General features: G+C 62.0%; 22 protein-coding genes. 11 read left to right on the top strand and 11 right to left on the bottom strand.

What is annotated here, in order from left to right; translation table 11 throughout:
* Positions 1 to 5: 5 nt before the first annotated feature.
* A complete protein-coding gene (locus I2H31_RS08260; RefSeq protein WP_196292557.1) occupies positions 6 to 620 on the bottom strand; it encodes a fumarylacetoacetate hydrolase family protein in 615 nt (204 codons plus the stop codon).
* 221 nt (positions 621 to 841) lie between these two features.
* On the opposite strand from I2H31_RS08260, the gene I2H31_RS08255 reads away from it, so the two are divergent.
* Both I2H31_RS08255 and I2H31_RS08250 read left to right on the top strand, forming a co-directional pair.
* Entirely contained in the window at positions 842 to 1633 is a 792-nt protein-coding gene (locus I2H31_RS08255) for a M48 family metallopeptidase (protein WP_196292556.1), read from the top strand.
* A gap of 68 nt (positions 1634 to 1701) precedes the next feature.
* Positions 1702 to 2262, top strand: coding sequence for a hypothetical protein (locus I2H31_RS08250; RefSeq protein ID WP_196292555.1), 561 nt, complete (start codon positions 1702 to 1704; stop codon positions 2260 to 2262).
* A 261-nt stretch (positions 2263 to 2523) separates the two neighbouring features.
* Here I2H31_RS08250 and I2H31_RS08245 read toward each other — a convergent pair whose 3' ends face one another.
* Both I2H31_RS08245 and I2H31_RS08240 read right to left on the bottom strand, forming a co-directional pair.
* Complete coding sequence (locus I2H31_RS08245; RefSeq protein WP_196292554.1) at positions 2524 to 3225, bottom strand: alpha/beta fold hydrolase; 702 nt, start codon at positions 3223 to 3225, stop codon at positions 2524 to 2526.
* A gap of 2 nt (positions 3226 to 3227) precedes the next feature.
* The gene (locus I2H31_RS08240) at positions 3228 to 4625 is read right to left on the bottom strand and encodes a UDP-N-acetylmuramate--L-alanine ligase (protein ID WP_262895770.1); all 1398 of its coding nucleotides are present in this window, start codon (positions 4623 to 4625) and stop codon (positions 3228 to 3230) included.
* Between the two features lie 277 nt (positions 4626 to 4902).
* Here I2H31_RS08240 and dnaB point away from each other — a divergent pair, with 277 nt between their 5' ends.
* The 3 genes from dnaB to I2H31_RS08225 all read left to right on the top strand — a co-directional run bounded on the left by dnaB (position 4903) and on the right by I2H31_RS08225 (position 8683).
* Positions 4903 to 7461, top strand: coding sequence for a replicative DNA helicase (dnaB, locus tag I2H31_RS08235; RefSeq protein ID WP_230687636.1), 2559 nt, complete (start codon positions 4903 to 4905; stop codon positions 7459 to 7461).
* Positions 7462 to 7672: 211 nt separating this feature from the next.
* Positions 7673 to 7876, top strand: coding sequence for a hypothetical protein (locus I2H31_RS08230; RefSeq protein ID WP_196292551.1), 204 nt, complete (start codon positions 7673 to 7675; stop codon positions 7874 to 7876).
* 24 nt (positions 7877 to 7900) lie between these two features.
* Positions 7901 to 8683, top strand: coding sequence for a sulfite exporter TauE/SafE family protein (locus I2H31_RS08225; RefSeq protein ID WP_317192200.1), 783 nt, complete (start codon positions 7901 to 7903; stop codon positions 8681 to 8683).
* Positions 8684 to 8771: 88 nt separating this feature from the next.
* On the opposite strand, the gene I2H31_RS08220 is transcribed toward I2H31_RS08225, so the two are convergent.
* The 3 genes from I2H31_RS08220 to I2H31_RS08210 all read right to left on the bottom strand — a co-directional run bounded on the left by I2H31_RS08220 (position 8772) and on the right by I2H31_RS08210 (position 13850).
* The gene (locus tag I2H31_RS08220; RefSeq protein ID WP_196292550.1) at positions 8772 to 10049 is read right to left on the bottom strand and encodes a PepSY-associated TM helix domain-containing protein; all 1278 of its coding nucleotides are present in this window, start codon (positions 10047 to 10049) and stop codon (positions 8772 to 8774) included.
* 6 nt (positions 10050 to 10055) lie between these two features.
* Positions 10056 to 12554: a TonB-dependent receptor gene (locus I2H31_RS08215; protein WP_230687591.1), complete on the bottom strand. Its 2499-nt coding sequence runs from the start codon at positions 12552 to 12554 to the stop codon at positions 10056 to 10058.
* A gap of 246 nt (positions 12555 to 12800) precedes the next feature.
* Positions 12801 to 13850: an LLM class flavin-dependent oxidoreductase gene (locus I2H31_RS08210; RefSeq protein WP_196292548.1), complete on the bottom strand. Its 1050-nt coding sequence runs from the start codon at positions 13848 to 13850 to the stop codon at positions 12801 to 12803.
* Positions 13851 to 13998: 148 nt separating this feature from the next.
* Here I2H31_RS08210 and I2H31_RS08205 point away from each other — a divergent pair, with 148 nt between their 5' ends.
* Positions 13999 to 14712 carry a dienelactone hydrolase family protein gene (locus I2H31_RS08205; RefSeq protein ID WP_196292547.1) on the top strand — a complete coding sequence of 238 codons (714 nt, stop codon included), beginning with the start codon at positions 13999 to 14001 and terminating at the stop codon, positions 14710 to 14712.
* A 146-nt stretch (positions 14713 to 14858) separates the two neighbouring features.
* On the opposite strand, the gene I2H31_RS08200 is transcribed toward I2H31_RS08205, so the two are convergent.
* A complete protein-coding gene (locus I2H31_RS08200; RefSeq protein ID WP_196292546.1) occupies positions 14859 to 15896 on the bottom strand; it encodes a bile acid:sodium symporter family protein in 1038 nt (345 codons plus the stop codon).
* Positions 15897 to 16028: 132 nt separating this feature from the next.
* Entirely contained in the window at positions 16029 to 16556 is a 528-nt protein-coding gene (locus I2H31_RS08195; RefSeq protein WP_196292545.1) for a hypothetical protein, read from the bottom strand.
* Positions 16557 to 16744: 188 nt separating this feature from the next.
* Between I2H31_RS08195 and I2H31_RS08190 the strand changes: the two genes are divergently transcribed.
* Positions 16745 to 17788 carry an SDR family NAD(P)-dependent oxidoreductase gene (locus I2H31_RS08190; protein WP_196292544.1) on the top strand — a complete coding sequence of 348 codons (1044 nt, stop codon included), beginning with the start codon at positions 16745 to 16747 and terminating at the stop codon, positions 17786 to 17788.
* Positions 17789 to 17947: 159 nt separating this feature from the next.
* Here I2H31_RS08190 and I2H31_RS08185 read toward each other — a convergent pair whose 3' ends face one another.
* The 3 genes from I2H31_RS08185 to I2H31_RS08175 form a co-directional block, all read right to left on the bottom strand.
* The gene (locus I2H31_RS08185) at positions 17948 to 18187 is read right to left on the bottom strand and encodes a hypothetical protein (RefSeq protein WP_196292543.1); all 240 of its coding nucleotides are present in this window, start codon (positions 18185 to 18187) and stop codon (positions 17948 to 17950) included.
* A gap of 318 nt (positions 18188 to 18505) precedes the next feature.
* On the bottom strand, positions 18506 to 19744 hold the full coding sequence (locus I2H31_RS08180; RefSeq protein WP_196292542.1) for a radical SAM protein: 1239 nt from the start codon (positions 19742 to 19744) through the stop codon (positions 18506 to 18508).
* 5 nt (positions 19745 to 19749) lie between these two features.
* Complete coding sequence (locus I2H31_RS08175; protein ID WP_196292541.1) at positions 19750 to 21444, bottom strand: hypothetical protein; 1695 nt, start codon at positions 21442 to 21444, stop codon at positions 19750 to 19752.
* A gap of 270 nt (positions 21445 to 21714) precedes the next feature.
* Between I2H31_RS08175 and I2H31_RS08170 the strand changes: the two genes are divergently transcribed.
* The 4 genes from I2H31_RS08170 (at position 21715) to I2H31_RS08155 (ending at position 24825) form a co-directional block, all read left to right on the top strand.
* Positions 21715 to 22467: a prolipoprotein diacylglyceryl transferase family protein gene (locus I2H31_RS08170; RefSeq protein ID WP_196292540.1), complete on the top strand. Its 753-nt coding sequence runs from the start codon at positions 21715 to 21717 to the stop codon at positions 22465 to 22467.
* Between the two features lies 1 nt (position 22468).
* Positions 22469 to 23401 carry a DUF2806 domain-containing protein gene (locus I2H31_RS08165; protein ID WP_196292539.1) on the top strand — a complete coding sequence of 311 codons (933 nt, stop codon included), beginning with the start codon at positions 22469 to 22471 and terminating at the stop codon, positions 23399 to 23401.
* Between the two features lie 118 nt (positions 23402 to 23519).
* Complete coding sequence (locus I2H31_RS08160) at positions 23520 to 24005, top strand: hypothetical protein (RefSeq protein ID WP_196292538.1); 486 nt, start codon at positions 23520 to 23522, stop codon at positions 24003 to 24005.
* A gap of 97 nt (positions 24006 to 24102) precedes the next feature.
* Positions 24103 to 24825 (top strand): tetratricopeptide repeat protein, encoded by a 723-nt coding sequence (locus I2H31_RS08155; protein ID WP_196292537.1) that lies wholly within the window; start codon positions 24103 to 24105, stop codon positions 24823 to 24825.
* Positions 24826 to 24841 lie beyond the last annotated feature (16 nt).

The following is a 24841-nucleotide window of genomic DNA, read 5'->3' as shown; positions in this document are numbered from 1 at the left end:
CGCCCCTACTTCACCGCCAATTCCAGCAGCTTCTCCCCTTCCAGGTAGCCGGTGAGCTGGTCGCCCAGCTTCACGGCGGCCACGCCGGCGGGCGTGCCCGTGAAAATCAAATCTCCCATTTTCAGAGAAATGTATTTCGACACGAAGCTGATGATTTTGGCAAACGGGTGCAGCATCAGGCTGGAATTGCCGGTCTGGCGGGTTTCGCCGTTCACTTCAAGATGAAAGTTGATGTTGGTCAGGTCAGCGAACTCAGCCACGGGCTTGAAAGTGGGCGAAACCGGGGCCGAGCCGTCGAAGGCTTTGGCCAGCTCCCAGGGCAGGCCCTTTTTCTTGAGCTCGCTTTGCAGGTCGCGGGCCGTGAAGTCGATGCCCAGGCCGATGGCGTCGAAGTAGGTATGGGCAAACGGCTCTTCGATGTGGCGGCCGTTTTTGCTCACGCGCAGCACCAGCTCCAGCTCGTGGTGAATGTCCTGCGAGAACTCGGGCAGGAAAAACGGCTGGCCGCGCTGGAGCAGTGCCGTTTCGGGCTTGAGGAAGATGACGGGCGCGCTGGGCACCTCGTTTTGCAGCTCGGCGATGTGGTCGGCGTAGTTGCGGCCGATGCAAATGATTTTCATGAAAGGAAGTCGGGACGGGGCGGAAGGAAGCCAAAACTACGGCCGGGGGCGGGCTTGCGGCAACCGGGCGGGCGGTTTTTGGGCCTTCTTGCCCACCGCAGCTAAACATTTACCCGACCTGCTGCCGTATAGGCGGCAACGGCGGGTTTGAGTTCTCCCCTTACCTGCCGGCTAAACGGGCCAGCCACTGGTCCGGTTATACTTTCCTTTTTTCCCGTTCCATGCTCAAAAAACTCACCCTCGTTGCCGGCCTGGCCTTCGTGGCCGCCTGCGCCACGGTGCCCATCACGGGGCGCCGCCAGCTCAGCCTCGTGAGCGACACCGAAGTCAACACCCTGGCCGCCCAGCAGTACCGCGAAGTCATCGCCAAAGGCCCCCTTTCCACCAATTCGGAGCAGCTGGCTCAGACGCGGCGCGTGGGCCAGCGCATTCAGGCGGCGGTGGAGCAGTATTTCCGCCAGCAAAACGCCACCGACCAGCTGGCCGGCTACCAGTGGGAGTTCAACGTCATCAACGATAAGCAGGAAAACGCCTGGTGCATGCCCGGCGGCAAAGTGGCCGTGTACACCGGCATCCTGCCCATCACGCAGGACGACAACGGCCTGGCCGTGGTACTGGGCCACGAAATCGCGCACGCCGTGGCCAAGCACGGCTCCGAGCGCATGAGCCAGAGCCTGCTGCAACAGGCCGGCGGGCAGGCCCTTTCGGCGGCCCTGTCCACCAACAGCGCGGCCACGCAGGAGCTGGCTTTGCAGGCGTTCGGCGTGGGCTCGCAGGTGGGCTTGCTGAAATACGGCCGCAACCAGGAATCAGAAGCTGACCACCTGGGCCTGATTTTCATGGCCATGGCCGGCTATAACCCGGAAGGTGCCATCGCGTTCTGGCAGCGCATGGACGCCAAAGGCGGGGCAGCCCCGCCCGAATTCCTCTCCACTCACCCCTCCAACGGCACCCGCATTGCCGACATCCAACGCGAGCTGCCCGAGGCGCGTAAGTACTACAAACCCCGCTAGTATCGTTGAACGGAAAGAGGAGGTGTCAGCCGATGCGCTCTCTTTCCGTTCTTTCTCTTTCTTCCCTCATGAAATTGCTTCCTCGTCTGCTTGGTTTGGGTTTGTTGAGCCTGCTGGTGGCCCTGCTCACCATGGCGTGCGAAAGCACCAAGTCGACTTCCGGTGAGTTTGGCAGTCCCAACCGCATCAAGGGCGAGGTCATTGCCAAGCCCGAAAGCCGGCAGATTGTGCACTTCACCGACACGACCACCGAGTACAAGACGCCCCGCAGCGAGTTGGCCAAAGCGTTCATCCGGCAGTTCAACGACGGCACCGTGGTCGACAAAATCCAGGTGCGCAAGGCGCCCGTCGATGCCGGCACGGTGGCCACTTACTACCTCATCGGCTTGGGGTTGCGCGGGGGCATGTTCCGGGCCATGGCCCTGCCCCTCACCAGCGGCGGCGACAACACATTCTACCTCCGCCCTTCGGCCGAGCGCTACACCCTAATCAGCACCGGCTGCCCGGCCTGCTTTTTCAACTTCGAGAACGGCCGCATCGTGGGCACGAGCTGCTCCGAAAGCTCCCCCGGCAGCCACTGCGACCTGAAAGTAGAGCCCAACAACGAGCTCTTCGCCAACGCCCAATGACCACGCGCAATAAATGGCTGCTCCGCGCCGCCCTCACCGCCCTGGCCCTGCTCATCACCACCGACCGGCCCCGCCCCAAAGCCCCGCAAACGCCAAAAAAGCCCGCTGAGTAGCGGGCTTTTCTATTAAAGGTTTAGAAAGCTAGCAGAACGGCGTAGAGACGCCTATTTGCGTCTCGTCATTGAACAAAATTATTCAATGGTTCTACCGCAAGCCGTTCTACGACGAGACGCAAATAGGCGTCTCTACATTGGTTTACTTTTAGGCATGATGCAACGCAAAAGCCCGAATGCGACTTGCCAGGTCTGTGATGTCGACTCGTTCGATGGGGTGCGGCGTATTGGGCAGCACCGTGTAGTGGCCCTGCGGCAGCTGCTCGGCCAGAATTCTGCTGGCGTCCCCCCGCTCGGCGGTCAGGTCGCCATCGCCCATCAGCACCTGCACAGGTACTTGCAGGGTCGCAAAGTCGGCAGCGGCCAGCGGCGGGGCGGCGCCGGCCACCACCATCATGCTGGCTGTGGCGCGCACCACGGCGGCCCAGTCGGCCGGCGCGTGCCGCTGGCGTAGTTGCTCCACAAAGGCCGGCACTTTGGCTTGCATCTTCTCCGGGTCGAGGAACCGGGTTTCGGCCGTGGCCGATTCCGGCGACCAGTCCAGCTTGGTTCCCAGCGTGGTGATGCTGGCAAACCGCGCCGGCTCCTGGTGGGCCGCCAGCAGCGCCGCGTAGCCGCCCATGCTGTAGCCAAACACGTGCGCCGGCGCCGTTTCGTGCGCTTTGAGAAACGATAAAACTTCCTCGGCGAAGTGCGGCAGCGTGAATGTTGCCAGGCTTACCCCCCTCCCACCGTGGCCGGCGAAAGCAAAGGTTTTCACATCGAAATCGGCCGCCAACAGCTCCGCCAGCGGTTCCAGCGTCGCCGGGCTACCCATGGCGCCGTGTAGCAGCAGAATCGTCGGTTTCATAATCAGCCCGTGATTTCGGTGGCTAATGCGGTCAAATCAAGCCCATCGAAAGTACCCGACGACATGAGCAGCAAGTTGGCATTGGCCCAGGGCTGCGCGCGCAGGAACGCGGCCAGTTCGCCGCTGTCGGTAATCACCTTGATATCGGGGCGCTGAAATGCCTCTGCCACGGTAGCGGCGGCCAGCGGCGGCAGGCGCTTGTGCTCCAGCACATGCGGGTTGAAGTACACCACGGCCACGTCGGGCGCATCGAAGCAATGCGCGTACTGCGGCAGGAAATCCGGGTTTAGGCTGCTGAAGGTGTGCAGCTCCAGGCAGGCAACCAGGCGCCGCTGCGGAAACTGCTTCTTCAGCGCCGTGGCGGTGGCTTTCAGCTTGCTGGGTGCGTGGGCAAAATCCTTATACACTACCGAGGTGGCCCCTTCCTTCACCAGCTCCAGGCGCCGCGCAGCGCCGGGGAACGAAGCCACGGCCTTGAAAAAGTCCTTGCCTTTGATGCCGAGCTGCTTGCACACTTCCTTGGCGGCCGAGATGTTGCGCAGGTTGTGCTCGCCAAATACCTGGATGGGCACTTCCTCTTCTTTCTTATTGATGAGGAAGGTTTTGCCGTTGCGAATGACGTGCTCGTGCGGGCCGTAGCCGATGTAGGTCACGTCGGGGCTGGTGGGCACGCTCACGAGCTGCACCTGCTCATCGTCGCGGTCGTAGATGAGCACGCCGGCCTTGGGCGTCATGTCGGCGAAGATGCGGAACTGCTCGCGGTAGATTTCCTCGGTCGGAAACACGTTGATGTGGTCCCAGCTGATGCCCGAAATCACGCCGATGTGGTGCTGGTAGAGGTGAAACTTGGGCCGCCGGTCGACGGGCGAAGAGAGGTATTCATCGCCTTCGATGATGATGATGGGCGCGTCCGTCAGTTGCACCATCAGGTCGAAACCGGCCAGATGGGCGCCCACCGCGTAGTCGAACTGCCGGCCGTGGTAGCGCAGCACGTGCAGGATGCAGGCCGTGATGCTGGTTTTGCCGTGCGAGCCGCCGATGACGATGCGCTGCTTATCGCGGCTGGCCTCGTAGATGTACTCCGGGAAGGAATACACTTTCAGGCCCAGTTCTTGGGCGCGCAGCAGCTCGGGGTTGTCGGGGCGGGCGTGCATGCCCACAATCACGGCGTCGAGGTCGGGGGTGATGCGGGCGGCGTCCCAGCCTTCCTGGTCGGGCAGCAGGCCGGCGGCGGCGAGGCGGCCGCGGGCGGGCTCAAAAATTTCGTCGTCGGTGCCCGTCACGCGGGCGCCCTGCCGGTGCAAGGCCAGCGCCAGGTTGTGCATAATGCTCCCGCCCACGGCGATGAGGTGGACGCGCTGCGGCGCAGCGGATTGCGGAGAAAGGGAGTCGGAAGCCAAGCGAAGAAACAAAAAAAGCTGGGCCGCGAAAGTACAAACGCCCGGCCGCCGGGCCCATTCCATAGCGCAAAGAATCGAATTTTCCGCCTGCACTTTTCCCCGACTTACGGGTTAGCTTTGTATACAAGGCGTGTTCGATGGTTTTTTAATCGGGCCGCCCGCTTTTCCCTCGCCCTTCCACTCCCTTCCCAACCCGATGCAAGACCGGATGGACGACCGCCTGAAACAATCCGCCGCCCGCGCCAAAGCCGCGCTGGCCAACCGCGGGGCGTCGGGCATGGTCCCTTACAATGCCAGCGCCGCTGGCAAACTGCCGCCCCAGGCGCCCGAGCTCGAAATGGCCGTGCTTGGTGCCCTGATGCTGGAAAAAGACGCCCTGACCTCGGTCATTGACCTGCTCAAGCCCGAGAGCTTTTACAAAGACGCGCACCAGCGGATTTACCGGGCCGTCATCCGTTTGTTCGACAAATCCGAGCCCATCGACCAGCTCACCGTGGTGCACGAGCTGCGCGAAATGGGCGAGCTCGAAGCCTGCGGCGGCCCCTTCTACGTGGCCAACCTCACGCTGAAAGTGAACTCGGCGGCCAACGTGGAATACCACGCCCGTATCATCACCGAAACGGCCATCAAGCGCGAGCTGATTCGGATTTCAAGCGAAATTCAGCGCGACGCCTTCGAGGACACCACCGACGTGTTCAAGCTGCTCGACGACACCGAATCGGCCCTGTTTGAGGTGTCGGAGTCGAACATCCGCAAGAACTTCGACGACATGCGCTCTTTGATGGGCAAGGCCATCAAAGAGCTGGAGGAAAAGAAGAACCAGAGCGACGGCCTGACCGGCGTGCCCACCGGATTTACGGCGCTGGACCGCGTCACGAGCGGCTGGCAACCGTCTGACCTGGTGATTATTGCCGCCCGCCCGGGCATGGGTAAGTGCCTGGGCAAAGGCACCAAGGTCCTGATGTTCGACGGCGACCTGCGCAACGTGGAGGACGTGCTGCCCGGCGACCTGCTGATGGGCGACGACTCCACCCCGCGCCGGGTGTTGAGCATTGCACGCGGCCGCGAAAACATGTACTGGGTGCGCCAAAACAAGGGCAACGACTACCGCGTGAACGAGAGCCACATCCTCTCGCTGAAACGCTCGCGCAACGAGGGCCCGCACCGCCACGGCGACGTGCTCAACATCACAGTGAAGGATTACCTGGCCAAAGGGCCCAAGTTCCGCTCGAACTACAAAGGATACAAAGTGCCCGTGGAGTTTGAGGCGCAGGAATTGCCGGTAGACCCGTATTTCCTGGGCGTGTGGCTGGGCGACGGCGCCAGCGACAACTGCCGCATCACGGGCCAGGACCTCGAAATCATTGACTACCTGCACGAATACGCCGCTGCGCTAAATATGCAGGTAACCATAGGCGTGGTCGAAAACCGCTGCAACAGCTACGGCATCACCAAGGACCGGCAGGGCGGCAACATTGCCGAATACTCCTTGCAGGACGAGCTGCGCCAGCTGGGCGTGCTGGGCAACAAGCACATCCCGCGCTCCTACGCCATCAACTCAACCGAAAATCGGCTGCGCCTGCTGGCCGGCCTCATCGACAGCGACGGCCACCTCGACCCGGTGTCCAACGGCTACGAAATCACCCAGAAAAACTACCGGCTGGCTCGGCAAATCAAGTTTCTGGGCGACTCGCTGGGCTTTCGCACCTCGCTCACGAAGAAGCGCGCCACCATTTCCAGCATCGGCTACGAGAGCGAGGTGTGGCGCGTGCGCCTCTACGGCGACATCAACCGCGTGCCGGTGCGCGTGGCCCGCAAAAAGGCCCAGCCCTGGGCCTCGCCCGTCGATTGGCGACAGACGGGCATTACCGTGGAGTTTGACAAAGTGGATGACTACTACGGCTTTGAGATTGACGGCAACCGCCTGTTCCTGCTTCAGGACATGACGGTGACGCACAACACGGCGTTCGTGGTCTCGGCCATGCGCAACGCGGCGGTGGATTTCAAGAAAGCCGTGGCCATTTTCTCGCTGGAAATGTCCTCGCTGCAGCTCGTAAATCGTCTGATTTCGGCCGAAGCCGAGCTGGATTCCGAAAAAATCAAGAAGGGCAGCCTCGCCGACCACGAGTGGCAGCAGCTCAACCACAAAATCACGGCCCTCTCGGCGGCCCCGATTTACATCGACGACACGCCCGGCCTGAGCATCCGCGAGCTGCGCACCAAGTGCCGCCGCCTGCGCTCGCAGAAGGACGTACAGATGATTATCGTCGACTATCTGCAGCTGATGAGCGGCAATACCGACGGCCGCGGCGGCAACCGCGAACAGGAAATCGCCAGCATTTCGCGGGCCCTCAAGGGCATTGCCAAAGAGTTGAACGTGCCCGTGCTGGCCCTGTCGCAGCTCTCGCGCTCGGTAGAAACCCGCGGCGGCGACAAAAAGCCGCAGCTCAGTGACCTGCGCGAATCGGGCTCCATCGAGCAGGACGCCGACATGGTAATCTTCCTTTACCGCCCCGAATACTACGGCCTCGACCAGGACGCCGAAGGCAACTCGACGCAGGGCGTGGGCGAAGTCATCATTGCCAAACACCGCAACGGCTCCCTCGAAACCGTGCAGCTCAAGTTCATCGGCAAGTACACCAAGTTTGCCGACCTCGACGGCATGGGCGGCTTCGACCCCAGCGGCTACCAGCCCATGGGGCTGCCCGCCAGCAACTTCGACAGCGAGCCCAGTTCCTTCGCGCCGAACACCATTCGCCTGGGCTCGAAGATTAATGAGTCGCCGGTGCCCTTCCCCAAGAGCAACTTCAACGCGCACGAAGACCCACCCTTCTAAAGCATGGAGCCCGCAAATAGCCCTGTTGCCGGCCGGCATCGCCGCTATACTCGCCGGTAGCAGTGCAGCTTTTTGCATTTTTCCTGCTGCCGCTATTTGGCGGGGTAATGGCTCATGCCAGCCTCAAAACCTGGGGCATCGGACGGCTGCGCGCCACTTGCTGTGGGAATGTATTTTCTTCACAGTAACGCGTTTGGGTGTAGTTTTGCTGTTGAACAACACAGTCGTTAGCAACAATATGGTAGGCGTCGGGCTGAACCTGGTCGGCGTGCTATGGCTGAGCCGACGCTACAACCAGCTTGCGCCCGAAGCGCGCAGCCTGCCCCACAAGTCGCTTGGGACGCCGCTGCTTATCGGGCTGCTGTTGTCACTCATTTTCGGATTTCCCACCTTAGCCCGGCTGTTTCTTCGATAGGGCTGCCCGCTTACCTGTTTTATTGTGGAATCTATTTCGCTGGGCACCACGGCCCTCTTGAGCGTTTTCGCCTTCCTGGCCGGTCTTATCGATGGCATGGTGGGCGGCGGCGGGCTCATTCAACTGCCGGCACTGCTGCTGCTGCTGCCCCGGGTGCCGGTGCCCACGGTGCTGGGTACTGGCAAGGTGGCCAGTCTGGCGGGCACATCGGCTTCGGCATTTCGGTATTTGCGGGGGTTGACGGGGGTACCTATTCGCTGGCGCACGGTGACGGTGGCGGCCGTGGTGGCGGGCTGCTTCGCGCTGCTGGGCGCGCGGGCCGTGAGCGGCCTCAACAAGGAACTGGTGAAGCCGCTGGTGCTGACCCTGCTGGTGCTCATGGCCGCCTACACCTTCTGGCGCAAGGACTTTGGCAGCCTGCACGCGCCGCGCCTGCACGGTAGCCGCGAGCTGTGGACGGGTGTGGCACTGGGGGCGGGCCTCGGCTTCTACGACGGTTTTTTTGGGCCGGGCACGGGCAGCTTGCTGTTGTTTGCTTTCGTGGGGTTGTTTGGCTACGATTTCCTGGCTGCGTCGGCGTCGGCCAAAGTGGTGAACGTGGCCACCAACATTGCCGGGCTGGCTTATTTCATCTCGACCGGGCAGGTGCTTTATCACGTGGCAGTGCCCATGGCTGTTTGCAACGTGCTGGGCTCCCTGGTGGGCGCGCGGTTGGCCCTGCGGCAGGGCACGGGCTTTGTGCGGGTGCTGTTTCTGGCGGTGGTCAGCGCATTTATTCTGAAGCTGGGCTGGGAAACGTTCTCCTGACGCATAAACCCACTCCGGATTTCCTATTCGACCCGCGCGAATAAATAATGGGTGTTCACGCGGGTTGAATAGGAAATCCGGGGTGGGTTTATGCGGCTTGCAGCTGCGGCTGCTTTTTGCCCTTTTTGCGAATACGGTTCAGCCACAGGATGGTGCCCGTGACGGGGAACGTGGCGCCCAGCAAGGCAATGATGAAGGCCAGTACCTTGGTGGGCAAGCCCCCGATGGCGCCCGTGTGCACCGGCTTGAACAGCCCCCGAATGCGCTGGCCCACCGGCCGCTGCGCATACGTCTGCCCGCTGATGACCTGGCCGGAATACTGGTCGAGGTACACCTCATCGGTGGCGTTTTCGGTGATGGCGCCGGGGCGCAGCACGGCCACGCGGATGCTGCCGGTCGGCTCCTTCGGCAGTTGCAGGGAGTAGGACTCGGCCGCGGGGGCCTGCTGGCGGGCCAGGGCCAGCACGGCGTCGGCGGCAATTTTGGCGGGCCGCTGGGCCTGGCCCGCGGGAACCACTGACACGGGCGGCTCGGGCCGCTTCAGGGGCGAGTGGGTGAGTTTGTTGATGCTCTGCCCCACCCAATCGAAGGACATGCCCACGCCGGTAAGGGCCATTACGAACAGGAACAGCGACGCATAGAAGCCCAGCACGATGTGGAAGTCGTGGTTGAGGCGCTTCCAGCCGCTGCCCCATTTGATTTTCAGGCGCGGCGTGAGGGCTTTGCGCGCAGTGGGCCACCACAGCACCAGGCCCGTGGCCAGGATAAAAAGGAATATCGAGGCGCTCACGCCCATCACCAGCTTGCCGATTTTGCCGGCTACCAGGCCGCGGTGCAGCTGCTCCACGGTGTGGAAGAAGTTGCCGCGCGGGTTCATTTCGCCCAGAATGGCGCCGGTGTAGGGGTTCACGTACACGCGGGGGCCGCCCCCGTCGCCCTTGCCCTTGCCGCCTTTGCCGGGGCCTTCGCCGCCTTTGACCGCCGCCGGGCCTTGCGCGGGGCGGCCGGCATCGGCTTTGTTGCGCTCGCCTTCGCCTTTGCGGCCCTCACCGCCTTTGCCACCGGGCCCGCCCGGGCCACCGGCCAGGCTCACCTCCACGCTGCGGGCGGGGTCGGCGTACACTTTGAAGCCGCTGATTTTGGCCTTGGGCTTGTAGGCCTGCACGGCCGCCGTGAGTTGCGCCAGCGACAGCGCGGGCGTGGTGGCGGGCGCCACGGTGTAGCGCGCTGGGTGCCAGGCGTGCTCCAGCTCCGTCTCGAAGGCTAAGATGCTGCCGGTGAGGCACACGAAAACGATGACCAGCCCCGAGGCCAGGCCCAGCCAGAGGTGAATGGTGCGAATGAAGCTTTTGACCGGGCTTTTCATAAAAATCTACAGCTTGTAGCCCAGCGTGGCCGAGAACGTGCGGGGCGCAATGGGGTTGATGCTGTTGTCGTCGTGCACGTTGTAGCTCAGCTCGTTGAGCAGGTTGGCCATTTTGAACCGCAGCGAGAACCGCTCGTAGGCGTAGCCCAGCGAGGCATCGAAGAGGAAGTAGTTGGGCAGGGCAATGAGCTTGAAGGCGTCGCCGGTGGCCGGCCACGGCTGGCCATTGGCGGGGTTCACCTTGCGGTTGTTGCGGCCGGCGAGGCGGTCGCCCACGTAGTAGCCGGTCACGCCGGCGCTCAGGCCGCGCAGCAGGGCGTTGTTGGCAAACACGCTGCCGAAGCTGTAGAACAGGCTGGCGTTGGCGGTGTGGGCGGGGTTGTAGCGCAGGCGGCTGCCGTCTTCGTAGATGTTGCTTTTAGTGTAGGCGGTGTAGTTGTAGCTGTAGCCGGCGATGAGCGAGATGCCGTTCACGGGGCGGCTCTGGATGTCCACTTCCACGCCTTTGCTGGTGACCTGGCCGGCCAGTTCCTGCGGGCTGGCGGTTTTATCGGTGTTGTAGCGCGGGTCGTTGGGCAGCACGGCCTGGGCCTGGTTGCTGTTCACGATGCGGTAGGCCGTGACGTTGGCCGACAAGGCACCTTTGAACAGCTCGTTCTTGATGCCCACTTCGTACTGGTCAATCAGCGAAGGCGCCAACGTGTTGCCCTGCAAGTCGATGCCCGTGTTGGGCGCGAACGAATTGGCATAAGAAGCAAACAGCGAGGTCGTTTTGATGGGCTGGTACACCAACCCCACCCGCGGCGAGAAGGCGTTGTCGTAGCGGCGGGTTTCCACGTAGGTGTTGGCCGTTTTGGCGTTCACGTTGGCCACCGTGTTGAAGTTGTACACGTTGCTGGGCGTTTCCTGGTAGCTCCAGCGCAGGCCGGCCAGCACCTTCACTTTATCCGAAAGGCTGAGCAAATCCTGGGCATAGAAGCCGGCGCGGCGCGTGTTGCCCTGCGTCAGCGAGTTGCGCACCAGGCTGTTGAAGCCGGTCAGGCGCTCAGTGGGCTGCGCAATTTTCTTGCTGAAGTCCAACACGTTGATGATGTCGTAGGTCGATACGGCCGTGGTGGCGCTACCGGCCGAAGCCGGATTGGTGTAGCCGGTTACGTTGCTGTCGTACTGGTCCGCATCGGCCCCCACCAACAAGGTATGGCCGAGGAAGCCGGTGCGGAACGTGCCCGTCAGGTCCAGCTGGGCCAAGAAGTAGTTTTCCGAGGTTTCGGTGCGCTGCAGGCCGCGCGTCCAGTTGCCGTAGGTGGCGCCGGGCGTGCCCACGATGCTCGTGGGGCGGGCGGCGCTGCGCAAGTCGTTGTCGTAGCGCTGGAACGAGCCCACGGCGCGCACCTGCCAGGCCTCGGTGAGGCGCGAGGTGAGGGTGGCCGTGGCGCTGGTCTGGTTGGTGGCGTTGGTGGCGTCGGGCACGTTCAGGAAGCGGCTGCGCGAGTCCTGAATCTCGTAGTTGATGGCCCCGATGCCGTAGTCCGGCGTGCGGTTGTCGCGCAGGTAGTCGCCTTCAATAATCAGGTCCGTCTTGGGCGTGAGGCGGAACAGCAGCGAGGGGTTCACGTACACGCGGTTGCTTTTCACGCCGTCGCGGTAGCTGTCGCCGCGCTCGTAGGTGCCGTTCAGGCGGAAGGCCACGGTTTTGCTCTGGCCCACGGCGCCGTACACGTCAAACTGCGGCTTCACGAACCCGTAGCTGCCCAGGCGCAGCCCCACCGAGCCGCCGCGCTCAAACTGCGGCTTCTTGGTCACCAGGTTCAGCACGCCGCCGGCGGCCACGTTGCCGTACAGGATGGCGGCGCTGCCTTTCAGCACCTCCATGCGCTCCAGCGAGCTCACTTCCGGGATGATGCCGTTGTTGAAGCGCACGCCGTTTTTGAAGGTATTGGAGCTGGAATAGGCGAAGCCGCGGCTGGCAATTTCTTCCTGCGCGCCGCCGGTGGTGCCCATGATGTACACGCCGGCCACGTTGGCCAGCACGTCGCTCAGGCGCAGGGCCTGCTGCTGCTCCAGCACTTCGCGCTCGATGGTGACGGTGCTCTGGGGGTTGTCGAGGGGCGCGATGGGCATTTTGCCCACGCTCGGGGTGCGCTCGTTCAGGCTCTTCGTGCCCTTCACAGTCACTTCCTGCAGTTGCTGCTCGCCGGGAGCCAGGCGCACCGGCTGGGCCACCACCGTCTGGCCGGGCTTTACTTCCACCGTCACTTCCTGCGGCGTGCAGCCCAGGCAGGTCACCGTGAGCACCTGCCAGCCGGCCGGCGCCTGAATGCGAAACGTGCCGTCGGCGGCCGAATTCACGCCCAGCGACGTGCCTTTCACCCGGATGGAAACCTGCTCAGCGGCTTGCCCGTCAGCCAGTTCGATGCGGCCGGTTACTTCACCCATCCGGTCGTGACGCTTCTCGTGGTGCCGGTGCGGGTCACCCGATTGAGCAGTGCTAACCAACGGCAACAAACTGCCAACAGCAAGAAGAGGAAGAAGAACTGAGCGCATAGCTTATTTAGACAGATTCAAAATACGATGCAAAGGTGCAGCCTATTTAGAATTGTTCCAAATAATGAACTCACGAATTTTGCGTTACTGCCGCTGATTTTTGCCGCACTGCACACCGGCCATTGGCAAATAATTGAAATCCAATAAAAATGGCCAGCACTACGGCTGGCCATTTATTGTAACTAAGCAGGTCGGTAACGGCCGCGCTCAAGCCATCTCGGCCCCCTGCCTGGTGGGCGTTGGGGTCAGGTTGAAAGCTTCGGCCAGTAATTCGTAGGAGCGGCGGCGGTCCTCAAAGTCGGCGGTGATGGTAACAGCGGTTAGCTCGTCGACGCCGTAATCGGCGGCCAACTGGGTGAATTGGGCGTGCACCTGCTCGGGGGTGCCGCTCACCACGCGGTTGCGGTTGTGCAGCAGGTGGGCCTGGTCTTCGGCCGTGAACTGGTGGCTGCGCACCTCCTCAGTGGAAGGAAAGGTGCGAAATTCGCCGCGGTTGAAGCGGATGAGCTGCATGTCCATGGCTTTGCGCAGCTCGTTAGCTTTCTCCTCGGTGTCGGCGCAGAGGGTGAACACGGCCACGTTGGCCAGCGGCGCGGCCAGTTCGGCCGAGGGCCGGAACCGTTGGCGGTACTGCTGCACGGCCGCCGGCCCGCCCACGCCGTTGATGAACTGGGCAAACGAAAACGCCATGCCAAGGTGCGCCGCAAACAAGCCGCTCTGGCCACTGGAACTCAGAATCCAGAGCTCTGGGGCGGTGGCCGACTGCGGAATGGCCATCACCCGCTCGTGAATGGTGTCGGGCACTTTTTCGTCGCGCAGGTAGGCCTGCAGGTCCATCAGCTGCTCCACGAAGTCCTTTTCGTTGAACTGGTTGCTGGGGTTGAGGGCATAGGCGGTGAGGCGGTCGGCGCCGGGCGCCCGGCCCATGCCCAGGTCCATGCGGCCCGGAAACAGGCTTTCGAGCATGCGGAAGTTTTCGGCCACTTTCAGGGCCGAGTAGTGCGGCAGCATCACGCCGCCCGAGCCCAGGCGGATGCGCCGGGTGTGGTTGCCGAGGTGGGCCAGCAGCACTTCGGGCGTGGAGCCGGCCAGCGTGTTGGTGTTGTGGTGCTCGCTCACCCAGAAGCGGGTGTAGCCGAGGCGGTCGGCCAGTTGGGCCAGCTCCACGGTTTCGAGCAGGGCCTGGCGGGGCGTGGCGCCCGGCCGGATGGGCGACTGGTCGAGCACGTTGAGGCGAATAGTGGGGGAGGGATTCATGACTAGATATAATGTAGAAGCACCAAACCGCCGGTGGGGTCATCCGGTTCGAGGCAGCTTGACCGTGCGGCCGGGGACGGCGCTATTGGCATGAACAATTCCCGACTTAGCTGTTACGCACCCGGACTTTTATCGATACCCCTCTAATATGAGCGACCAAAACAACGTGACCCTATCCGTAGCCGACGGCACCGAAATGCGCGCCTACGCGGCTTTCCCCAGCAGCACGGGCCCCGTGCCGGGCATCATTCTCCTGCAGGAAGCTTTCGGCGTGAACCGCCACATCCGCAGCGTGGCCGACCGGCTGGCGGCGGCCGGCTACGCCGTGATAGCGCCCGAGCTGTTTCACCGCACCGCCGCGCCGGGGCTGGAAATTGCCTATTCGGATTTCAACACCGTGGCCGCGCCCCATTTCCAAGCCATCACCCCCACCGACCTCACGGCCGACCTGCAGGCCGCTCACGCTTGGCTGACGAGCCAGGCGCTGGTGATGGGCGACAAAATCGGCAGCATCGGCTTCTGCCTGGGCGGCCGGGTGTCGTTTCTGGCCAATGCCGTGTTGCCGCTGGCGGCCGGCGTGTCGTATTACGGCGGCGGCACTCACCTCTTAAAGGACCGCGCGCAGGACTTGCACGCGCCGCATCTGTTCTTCTGGGGCGGATTGGATGCACACATTAAAAAGGAACACATTGCCCAGGTAACGGACGCCGTGGAAGCCGCCGGCAAGCCTTACATCAGCACCGTCATTTCCTACGCCGACCACGGCTTCAACTGCGACGAGCGGCCCAGCTACCACCCGCAAGCCGCCGCCGAAGCCTGGGCCCTGACGCTGGCGTTCTTTAAGGAGAAGCTGGGCGCGTAAGAACGCTGGCATTGCACACCAGAACGTCATGTCGAGCTGGTCGAGACATCTCGCCCGGGGCAATAATCAATGGATTAGTGGCGGCACGCGAGATGTCTCGACCAGCTCGACATGACGTTCGGCTTCTACGACGTTCTTTTTTATCGTTATGCCACAACCGGCGCCGCAGCGGCCTGCCGGCCCAGGTACTGCGCCATGCTGCTGGCCAGAATAATCTGCAGGGCATGATAAAGCATCAGCGGCAGCAGAATCAAGCCCGTGGCGGCGCTGGCGGGGAAAAGCAGACTCGCCATCACGCTGCCGTGCACCAACGACTTCTTGGACCCGCAGAACACGGCCACCACTTGGTCGGCCCGCGAAAAGCGCAACGCCCGGCTCAGCCCCCAGATGATGCCGAACACTATTAAGTAGAGCGCCACCATGCCCGCACCGAGCTTGACAATATCGGCCACTTGGTAGCGGGTGAAGATGCCTTCGGCGAAGGAATCGCAAAAAGCGGTGAAGACGATGAGCAGGATGGTGACCTGGTCGAACACGCGCAGGCCGGCTTTGTGGCGGTCGACGAAGGCATTGAAGCGCGAATTGAGCAGCACCCCCGCCCCTACCGGCAGCACCACTTGCCACAGCAATTGCCCGGCCAGGCCCCACAGCTGGCTGCCGCCCGTGCCGGTGTGCAGCACTAGGCTGGTGAGCAGCGGCGTGAGGGCTATGCCCAGCAGGCTGGAAATGCTGGCGTTGAAAATGGCGGCCGGCAGGTTGCCGCCGGCAATGCTCACCATCACCACCGACGTGGACACGGTGCTGGGCAGCGCGCATAGGAAAAAGATGCTTTGCCAGAGCAAGTCGCCGCCCGCGCTGCCAAAAAACGGCCGCACCAGCAGCGCCAGGGCCGGAAACAGTGCGAACGTGGCCAGCTGCACCAGCAGGTGCAGGCGCCAGTTGCGCATGCCCGCGCGCAGCTTTTCCAGGCTCAGCTTCAGGCCATAGAAGAAAAATACCAGCGCCACGCCCACGGTCGTAATGGTTTTCCAGGGCACGGCGCTGGCCTTGCTGCCCAGGCCCGGCTGGAAGTAGGCCAGCGCCACCACGCCGATGAGCGCCAGCAAAAACCAGTCGAGCCCGGCGCGGGACAGCAGGGCCACAAAACGGTTGGGGGCGGAAGCAGGCGTAGCAGGAGAAGTCATGCGCAGGAATACGCAACGGAAAGCCTTTGGTCGCCTTTTCGGTCATCCTGAGCGCAGCGAAGGACCTCTTCACGCCCGAGTACTCCGACGTGAAAAGGTCCTTCGCTGCGCTCAGGATGACAGGACAAGGAATTACTGGTCGCCGCCGGCGCCGCCGGTGCCCAGGCCGGGCGGCGGGGTGCCCTGCACGCCCTGCACGTTGGGCACGCCCATCTTCTCCTCGCGCTTGCGCTGGTACTTGGCAAACTGCTGGGGCGTGAGCACGTCTTTGATGGCCGAGAGGCGGGAGCTGCCCACGCTTTCCACTACGCCGGCCAGCTTGCGCGGGTCGGTTTTGTAGCGCAGGCGGGCCGACTCGACGGCATCCACGCTGCGGCGGTTGATGGCGCGCACTTTCTCGGTTTGCTGGGGCGTGAGGCCCAGGTTTTGCTGCATGTTGGTGGTGAGGGCGTTGCTTTTGGCATCGACCATGGCGGCATCGGCCAGCGGCATGGGTTCTTCGGCGGCGGGGGCGGCGGCTTTGGTCTTGGTTTTGATGCTGGCCTGGCCCACCGGCTTGGTCTTGGTTTTGAGAGTGGTTTTGGCCGGGGCCGGGGCCTGGGCCAGCACGGCCGGCGCGACGGCCACGGCCAGCAGCGACGAGAGCAAAAGAACTTTCATGGGAAACGGGGGTGGAAACACAATCACAGAAAAAGAGGGGGCTGCGACGGGGTAAATATCGGCGGAAAAGGCCGCTCTTTCAGCCCTTAACGCCCCGCCAACCCCGATTCGTGCCAGGCCCGGCCGAAAATCCGGCTCTGCAACCTCCTCCGTGCAACCTTTCGGACCGGTTTGGCATACAACTCCCCATGAAAGACGACAAGCGTACTTCCAAAAACTGGCTGCTGGCCGCCGGCCTCGGCGCGGCGGCCCTGGCCGCTACCATGTGGGGCAACCGCCGCGGCTCCTACGCCCTCACCGGGCGCGTCGTGCTCATCACCGGCGGCTCGCGCGGCCTGGGCCTCGTGCTGGCCCGCCAGGCAGTGGCCGAAGGTGCCCGCGTGGCCATTTGCGCCCGCGACGAAGCCGAACTGGCCCGCGCCCGCCAGGACCTGCTGCTGGCCGGCGCCGCCGAAGCCGACGTGCTGACCCTTTCCCGCGACATCACCAACGAGGTGGAGGTGCGCACCATGGTGGCCGAAGTGGAAAACCGCCTCGGCGCCATCGACGTGCTCATCAACAACGCCGGCATCATCGTCGGCGGCCCGCTCGACAACATGGATTCGCGCGACTATGAGGACGCCATGGCCATTCACTTTTGGGCGCCGCTGCACGCCATGCAGGCCGTGCTGCCGGGCATGCGCCGGCGTGGCCAGGGTCGCATCGTCAACATTTCGTCATTGGGCGGCAAGGTGGCGTTGCCGCACATGGCCCCTTACAGCGCCAGCAAATTCGCTTTGGTGGGCTTGTCCGAAGGGTTTCGGGCCGAACTGCGCCAGCACGGCATCAGCGTGACGACGGTGTGCCCCGGCCTGCTGCGCACCGGCAGCCCCGACCACGCCTTGGTGAAGGGCCAGCACCAAAAGGAGTTTGCCTGGTTCAGCATCGCCGACTCTTTGCCCGGCCTCACGATGAGCGCCGAGCAGGCCGCCCGCCAAATCTGGAACGCCTGCCGCCGCGGCGACGGCGAAATCATCCTCTCGCTGCCGGCTAAGTTTCTGGCAGCTTTCCACGGCCTGCTGCCCGGCACCACCACCGACATCTTGAGCTGGATGAACCGGGCCCTGCCCGCTACCGGCGAAAGCGCCGCCGCCAACGTGCGCCGCACCGGCTTCGAGAGCGAAAGTGAGTTAACCCGCTCGCCTATCACGGCGCTGACGCGCAAAGCGGCGGTGAAAAACAACGAAGTTTAATCCGTTCGGATTAAGCTAACCCTGCTTCTTAAAAACGGTCATGCTGAGCGCAGTCGAAGCATCTCTACCGCTTACTAATTAATCATTTAGTACTGCGGTAGAGATGCTTCGACTGCGCTCAGCATGACGTTCTTTCTTTAAGAAACGCCCCAAGCCTTTTTATAAGGTGCCGCGGTGCTTTTTGCCCACTGAAGAGCCTGAAATCTTGGTTTGGCGGCGGCTATGGATGCCCAGGAAGCCATTGTGGAAGAGGCCGTGGTGACCGTAGCGCCGGTAATTCGGGCGGTGGTTGCCGGGCATAATCTTCCGGGTGGGGGTGCGTTTGGTGGTGGCGGCCGAAGCTTCCGCGCTGGCAAAAAGGCCGAGCAGCAAGGCAATCAGAAAGAGGTTGCGGAGCATAATGGAACGGGATAAAAAGTGGGTAATCCAACAGCTAGTCGCGCCCCTTGCAGCAGGTCGCTTCCGAGTTGTTAACCCCAGCCACGCCGAAAATATTGCAGCACCTCCCCTCCTACTCGGCCATCTGGCCCGATGAGTCGACCAAATCAGGCACCTGCCTCGGCATCTCAACTGCTTCCGCGCCGCCCATAACCTTTTTGATTACCAGTTACTTTTGAGCCTGAGCCTCGTTTGCTGACCGCGCAAACCCGCCCACCACGAAAAAAAATAAAAAAAGTTGTTTGCGGCCGACCCTTTGGCGCGAAAACGGGTGGCTTTCTACATCGTGGCCTGGGTGAACGGGTGGCAGCCCCGCGTTTTGAGGGCGGCCAACGCATCGTCGAGGGAGCCGCCTTTGCCGCCGCACAGGGCGCTGCCGCTTTTCTTCTGGCAAAACGGGCAGGCGTGCAGGTCGCCGTCGGTGTCGACGTAGAGGAACCGGTCGGCCGCGCCGCCGCAGCCCATGCGGCGCTGGTGGTAGCCGTAGTAGTGCACCAGCGGCCAGTCGAGGTAGTCGGGCCCGAAGGTCATTTTCAGGTAAAAATCTTCCAGCAGGGCCAGTTGGGCGGGGCTCAGGTCCACGTTCTGGCCGGCGTAGTGGCCCACGGCGCGCGGCTCCAGCACCTGGATGAAGGCCACGCCCAGCTGCCGGGCCAGCCGGGCATAGGCCAGCAGGTTGGCTTCGGTGGTGAACTCCCGGGTGGCGCACAGGGCCAGATTGACCACTAGGCCCACTTCGCTGGCGTAGGTGGCCGCCTGCATGGCGTTCCGGAAAGCATCGGGCGAACCGCGGAAAGCGTTGTGGCGGGCCTGCTCGTGGTGGTCGAGGCTGATGCTGGCGCCCGTGAAACCGGCCTGCTTCAGGCGGCGGGCGTTTGCGCGGGTAAAATTGAAGCCCGAGGTGAACACCCAGAAATCGGTGCCGGGCCGGGCGGCGGCCACCACGGCCACCAGGTCGTTGACGCGCAGCATGGGCTCGCCGCCGCTGAAGAAAATCTGGCTGACGTGGCGGGCCTGAAACTGGGCCACCAGCTCCTGGATGTGCGCCCGCGTGAGGGTTTCTTTCTGGTTGAGCGCGTCCCACTCGAAGCAATGGTCGCAGGCCAGCGGGCACTTTTTGGTGATGGCCAGAAACACCAGGTTCAGCGTGTCGGCGTCGCCGCGAAAGGGCACGAGGCGGTTGACGGTGGTGGCGATGTAGGCGTCGTAGGCGGCGCTGGGCCAGCCGGGCGTCTGGTATTCGCGGAAGTAGCGGCCGGCCACGTGGGCCACTTTCCGCACTTTGAGGTTGCCATAATACACCTGCTTTAGCTCCTTGATGCGCGCGGCGGCCAGTTTCAGCCGGGCCGGGGTGCGCAGAAAACGCCACAACAAGCGTACTTCGGCCAAATAGAAAAGGACGAAAACAAAGGCGCGCCGGACCTTCGAGCCCACCACCACGGGCGGCAGGCTGGGCACGGGCACCGGGGGCGCGGCGGCCGGCACGTAGGTGATATCGGCAATGAGGGCAGCTTCCATAAAAATTAGCGGCTGGTGGTGGCGAGGGCGTTGTTTTGGGCGGTGGCGTCGTGGTATTTCTCCTTCGAGAATTCGATGAAGCGACCCGGCTTTTTGAAGGCGTACAGCTCGGGAAGGTTGGGCAGGCCTTTGAACTCGCGCACGTGCTCGTAGTAGCCGCGGGTGCGCAAAAACACGCTGCGGCGCGTGCCGGCCGCCGGCGCGGGCAGCCGGCATTGGTAGGTGAGGTCAACCACGGTGCCGGCGTGCAGCTGCTTGAGGCGCAGCGTGTCGGGCGCGGCCAGGGCGGCACGGGCGTCGGCGCCGCGCTCGGTGCGAGCGGTTTGCAGGCGGCAGTTTTCGAGCTGCACCGGCACGTTGGGGCTGCAGTCGAGGGCGGCGTAGTCGACTTCCCAAAACATGAAGCCGCAGGCGAGCTTCACCCGCACTGTGGGGCTGGCCTGGGCGCCGAAATCGAGGGGCACCACCACGTCGCGCGCGGCCAACGGGCCCACGGTGGGGATGCTTTCGGCCAGTTGCCAGCCCCGGCCGGCGTCCACGTACACTTGCAGCGGAATGCCCTGGTCGAGGGCCCACTGGCGGTTGATGGCGGCGGGCTGCGTTTTCTGCTGGCCGGCCCAGCCGTTGTAGGCGCCGCCGAATTTCTCAATGAACTGGCCGTAGAGGTAATCCAGCCACAGCGAGTTCTGGGCGCGCAGCACCAGCTTGCCGTGGCGGGCGGCCGCGGGCCGGGCAAAGGTCAGCACCACTTCGTTGGGCGCATTACCGGCAATTTCCTCGTTGAATAACACCGCGTTGTCGTCAGGGGCTCGCAGTTGGGCGGTGCAATCCTGGCCGGCCGGGGTGCGGGCCTGGGTGGGCGGCAGCGGCGCGGCCAGGGTTTGCACGTGGCCGCGCTGGTCCAGCAGCACCTGCGTGCCGGCGGGGTGCTGCGCCACCCACAGCTCGGCCAGGTTGGTGTATTGGCGCTCCTTCAGCTCATTGCTGATTTTGAGGCGGTACTGGTTGTTTTCGGGCTGAATATTGGGCAGCGGCAGGTAGTCGTCGCGCTCGGCCGGCGCGAAAATGGCGCCCCCGTAGGCCTCGCCCACGAAGCGGTACTGCTGGCCATCGTGGGCGTACACAAAGGGGCACGAGCTTTTGGTGAGGGCCACGATGACCGCCAGCAGCGCGAAGACGCCCGCCGCAATTCCCAGCCCGCCAAAGACGTAGGAGGCCAGGGTGCGGCCCGTGTCCTGCTCCACCAAATCTATTTGGCGAATGGCCGAAAAGGGAATGCTGACCCGGTCGCCGGCCGTCACCGGGGCCTCGGTAAGGTAGACGTGCACAATGTTGAGCACCACGTCCCTTTCCTTCCGCAGGTAGCGCGGGGCGTGGCGCCGGTCGGGCAGCTGTTGGTATTTAGCGAGCGGGCCGGCAATGGCTTCCTGGGTGCCTTCCAGCGTTTCGCCGTTGAGCCGCGGGTTGCGCAGCACCCAGTTGGCTTCGCCCTGGTGCACCACGAAGGTCTTGGCATTGGCCAGCATGTTCACCGTTTCCTTGCTCACGGCCTTGTTGTCGGTGCGGTAGTAATTACAGCCGGTTACCAAGGGGCCAAAAACCGCGAGCAGCAGCCAGGCCACACCCGCCGCCACGCGCCGCCGCCGAAACAGCCCCAGCAGCCCGGGCACCCGAGATGCAACCGCGAAAAGATTTTTCATGAGTCAGCCGATTTAAGTGATGCGAACAACCGCCTCAATAGTACCAGCCTGGCCTTTGGAAACAAATTAAATAGTCGAATTTTTCAGACTTTATCCGGGCGTCATTCTCCCCAATAACCTATTAGTTTACAGCTATTAGCGCTTCGCATTAAAGGACATTACCTCTGCACATTTTTTGCGTAAATCGAATCAGCAGAGCAGCCAAAAAGGCGCGGCGGCGGGTGTAGCTTGCGCTTCGTTGAGTCTGCTGTATCTGTACCTTGCCGCCGCATGCACTTTCCCGTTGAACTGGCCCTGGGCCCCGCGCGCCTGCCTGTGCACCTGCTGTGCGAGGTGTTGGCCTATTCGCTCGGCTACCGCCTCTACACCCACCTGCGCGCCCGCCACCCCGACCGCATCAGCAGCGCGCACCGGCAGTGGATTTTCGTGGGTGCCGCCGCCGGGGCGCTGCTGGGCTCGCGCCTGCTGGGCCTGCTGGAGCACCCCGAACTGCTGGCGCACCCGCCCGGCGGCTGGCTTTACTACACCACCAACAAAACCATCGTGGGCGGCTTCCTGGGCGGGCTCATCGGCGTGGAACTCACCAAAAAGCGCCTGGGCGTGACGGCCAGCAGCGGCGACCTCATGGTGTTTCCCATCCTGCTGGGCCTGGGCATCGGCCGGCTCGGCTGCTTCTTCAGCGGCCTCGAAGACGGCACTTTCGGCACCGCCACGGCCCTGCCCTGGGGCATTGATTTTGGCGACGGCGTCCGGCGCCACCCCACCAACCTGTACGAAATCCTGTTTCTGGGGGCGCTGGCGCTGCTGCTGTGGGGGCTGGAACGGCGCCGGCCGCTGGCGGATGGGCGGCGGTTTCAGCTGTTTCTGAGCGGCTACTTGCTGTTTCGGCTGCTGGTGGAGTTCATCAAGCCCACGGCGGCGCTGCCGGGGCTGGGCCTCACTGCGATACAGTGGGCCTGCGTGGCAGGGCTGGGGTATTATATTTGGCTATCTGTAGCCCTTAAGCACGACAACCAGCTCTGATATGGATAAGCAAGGGGAAAAAGGATTTTGGGAACTTGTAAAAAGCATGCCAATTCCTGACTTCATAAAGAATAATGTACTTACAGCCTTATCAACAGGATTGGGCAAGATTATTACAAGTGCCTCAGATATACCTGTTGCCTATTTTGAGCAACACTCGAAAATAATTAGAGCTGAAGGAGATGCCAAGGCCAAATTAATCACAGCAGCAGCAGATTCAGCCACAAAATTATTTAACACTGATTCCGACTTAGCCAACAGGGCATTTTATCACTTTGGCAGAAAGATAGTTGAGCAACAGTTTAACAGAGAACAAGTCGCTGTAAAAATGATTGGGCACTTGAAAGATGTGGAAGGCAATCGAATAGAAGACAAAAAAATTGATGAGGATTGGTTAACACAATTCTGGAATTTATCAGAAACAAAAAGCAGGGATGATGTTCAAGAAATACTCTCTAGAATTCTAGCAAAAGAAGTCACTAATCCTGGATGCATTAGCCCATACACCCTACAACTATTATCTGTACTAACATCAGATATAGGCAACGCTTTTCAACGATTAAGCAATTTATCCATTGACGACGGTACTAGTTGCTATATAATACATCCCAACGTTTTTGCATTTCAAAACATAGGCCCGTTAAATGATTATGATATATCGTATGACGATTTATTTGATTTGGATGGCGCAGGGTTGATTCGCTCTGCTGAAACGCTGATGCTTAACTATTCTAAAAGAGAAAATGATTCCATCGTGTTTGAGCAAGTAAACTATGCTGGCCTGCCCTTAAATATAGATTTGGCAGGACAACAAGTACGTTTGATTCAATTTACGAAAAGCGGCCGCGAGCTTAGAAACTTATTAGAACTTACAGAGAATAAGATTTACACAGAAAAAATAAAATCTAGGCTCCAGGATAAATTCATGCTTTAACAAAGAGCTGATATTAATTTTTGGTATTTATATTCTCCTAAATTCCTGAAAGTCTTTGCGCCCACCACGACTTCACGCTCAGCCTTCTCAGCACCAACGCTGCCCGGTGAATAGCAGCATGAGGCACATCTGCACCGTCAGCCTATTGCTTCTAGGCTTTGCTGCTAAAGGCCAAACCATTGCGCTGCCCGACGGCGAGTATATGGACACCACCAGCACCCGCCACTCGCCCTGCGCTAAGGCCATAATGACGCGCTACTACAACGTGGCGGGCAAATACCCGCGTAGCTCCGAGACGCTGCGGCAGGCGGCGCAGGCGTTTCTGGCGCGCCAGCACCGGGCGTATCAGGGCAGCGGCTACGTCACGTTTCGGTTCATCATCGACTGCCAGGCGCGGCGGCTGCCGCGGGTGCAGGTGCTGCAAACCGACGCCGCCTACCAGCGCTACCATTTCCACCCGGAATTGGTGAGCGAGCTGTACGGCTTTCTGAAAACCCTCACGGAGTGGCGCGTAGCCAAAGGCGCCAGTGGGCAGCTGGTTAATTATTACGCGTACCTCAGCTTCAAAATCACCGATGGGAAAGTGGTGGCCGTTATTCCTTAGCCTGCTGGTGGCGCCGGTGGCGAGCCATTGCCAGTCGGGACCTGCGCGGCTGCCCGCTATTTCTCCGTGCGGCAATAAGCGCTATCAGGACAGCCTGGTGGCCAAGTACATTGAGCACGGCGCGCAACGTTTCAGCTACAACGACCCGCGCTGGACGCAGTATTGCGACAGCCTGATTGCCATTTGCCCCGGCATTGCAGTAGCTTACCAGCAAAAAGCCGTGCCGCTCATCAAAGACGGCAAGTACGAAGCGGCCTTTGCCCTGGAAAACAAGGCCGCGGAGCTTGACCCCAAGCAGTGGCTGGCCTACCGCGGTTTCCTGAAATGCATCTTCACCAAAGACTATGCGGGCGCAATTATCGACTTCCAACAAATAGCGCGGCTGCTGCCGAACGGCCGGGAGATGGACCATACCTACGCGTTTTTTGAGGGCTTGTGTGAGCTGGAGCTGGGTCATTACCCGCAGGCAGAAACGTGTTTTCAGCGCGATGTGCAGTTGCAGCGCGGCGCCGACGGCCGCGGCGACGTGCATTTCAACACGTTGTTTTATGTGGGCGTGCTGAACTTGGAAATGAAGCGCTACGAGCCCGCGAAAACAGCCCTGGCCCAATGCCTGAAAGCCTATTCGCAGCACCCCGAAGCCAATTATTACCTTGGGCTGGTGCACCGCACCAAGGGCAACGCGGAAGCCGCGAAACGCTGCTTTCAAACGGCGCAGCAGGCGCTGGCGAAAGGCTACGCGCTGAACGAGGACAATATTTATTACGCGAATTACCCGCGCCAAATCACGGCTTACGAAGTGCAGCAAGCGCTGCGCTAGCGGCTTTTTATTACCT

The sequence above is a fragment of the Hymenobacter ruricola genome (genome assembly GCF_015694525.1).
Lineage (GTDB): Bacteria > Bacteroidota > Bacteroidia > Cytophagales > Hymenobacteraceae > Hymenobacter > Hymenobacter ruricola.
The sequence above is the reverse complement of the archived record's forward strand: the minus strand, read 5'-3'. Positions and strand labels throughout refer to the sequence as shown.

What these genes read in the sequence shown, in the direction of transcription:
- I2H31_RS08260 (WP_196292557.1), bottom strand. Translation starts at nt 620, where the DNA reads ATGAAAATCATTTGCATCGGCCGCAACTACGCCGACCACATCGCCGAG.
- I2H31_RS08210 (WP_196292548.1), bottom strand. Translation starts at nt 13,850, where the DNA reads ATGAATCCCTCCCCCACTATTCGCCTCAACGTGCTCGACCAGTCGCCC.
- I2H31_RS08180 (WP_196292542.1), bottom strand. Translation starts at nt 19,744, where the DNA reads ATGGAAGCTGCCCTCATTGCCGATATCACCTACGTGCCGGCCGCCGCG.
- I2H31_RS08170 (WP_196292540.1), top strand. Translation starts at nt 21,715, where the DNA reads ATGCACTTTCCCGTTGAACTGGCCCTGGGCCCCGCGCGCCTGCCTGTG.
- I2H31_RS08185 (WP_196292543.1), bottom strand. Translation starts at nt 18,187, where the DNA reads ATGCTCCGCAACCTCTTTCTGATTGCCTTGCTGCTCGGCCTTTTTGCC.
- I2H31_RS08195 (WP_196292545.1), bottom strand. Translation starts at nt 16,556, where the DNA reads ATGAAAGTTCTTTTGCTCTCGTCGCTGCTGGCCGTGGCCGTCGCGCCG.
- I2H31_RS08190 (WP_196292544.1), top strand. Translation starts at nt 16,745, where the DNA reads ATGAAAGACGACAAGCGTACTTCCAAAAACTGGCTGCTGGCCGCCGGC.
- I2H31_RS08160 (WP_196292538.1), top strand. Translation starts at nt 23,520, where the DNA reads ATGAGGCACATCTGCACCGTCAGCCTATTGCTTCTAGGCTTTGCTGCT.
- I2H31_RS08220 (WP_196292550.1), bottom strand. Translation starts at nt 10,049, where the DNA reads ATGAAAAGCCCGGTCAAAAGCTTCATTCGCACCATTCACCTCTGGCTG.
- I2H31_RS08200 (WP_196292546.1), bottom strand. Translation starts at nt 15,896, where the DNA reads ATGACTTCTCCTGCTACGCCTGCTTCCGCCCCCAACCGTTTTGTGGCC.
- I2H31_RS08165 (WP_196292539.1), top strand. Translation starts at nt 22,469, where the DNA reads ATGGATAAGCAAGGGGAAAAAGGATTTTGGGAACTTGTAAAAAGCATG.
- I2H31_RS08205 (WP_196292547.1), top strand. Translation starts at nt 13,999, where the DNA reads ATGAGCGACCAAAACAACGTGACCCTATCCGTAGCCGACGGCACCGAA.
- I2H31_RS08245 (WP_196292554.1), bottom strand. Translation starts at nt 3,225, where the DNA reads ATGAAACCGACGATTCTGCTGCTACACGGCGCCATGGGTAGCCCGGCG.
- I2H31_RS08255 (WP_196292556.1), top strand. Translation starts at nt 842, where the DNA reads ATGCTCAAAAAACTCACCCTCGTTGCCGGCCTGGCCTTCGTGGCCGCC.
- I2H31_RS08250 (WP_196292555.1), top strand. Translation starts at nt 1,702, where the DNA reads ATGAAATTGCTTCCTCGTCTGCTTGGTTTGGGTTTGTTGAGCCTGCTG.
- dnaB (WP_230687636.1), top strand. Translation starts at nt 4,903, where the DNA reads ATGGTCCCTTACAATGCCAGCGCCGCTGGCAAACTGCCGCCCCAGGCG.
- I2H31_RS08175 (WP_196292541.1), bottom strand. Translation starts at nt 21,444, where the DNA reads ATGAAAAATCTTTTCGCGGTTGCATCTCGGGTGCCCGGGCTGCTGGGG.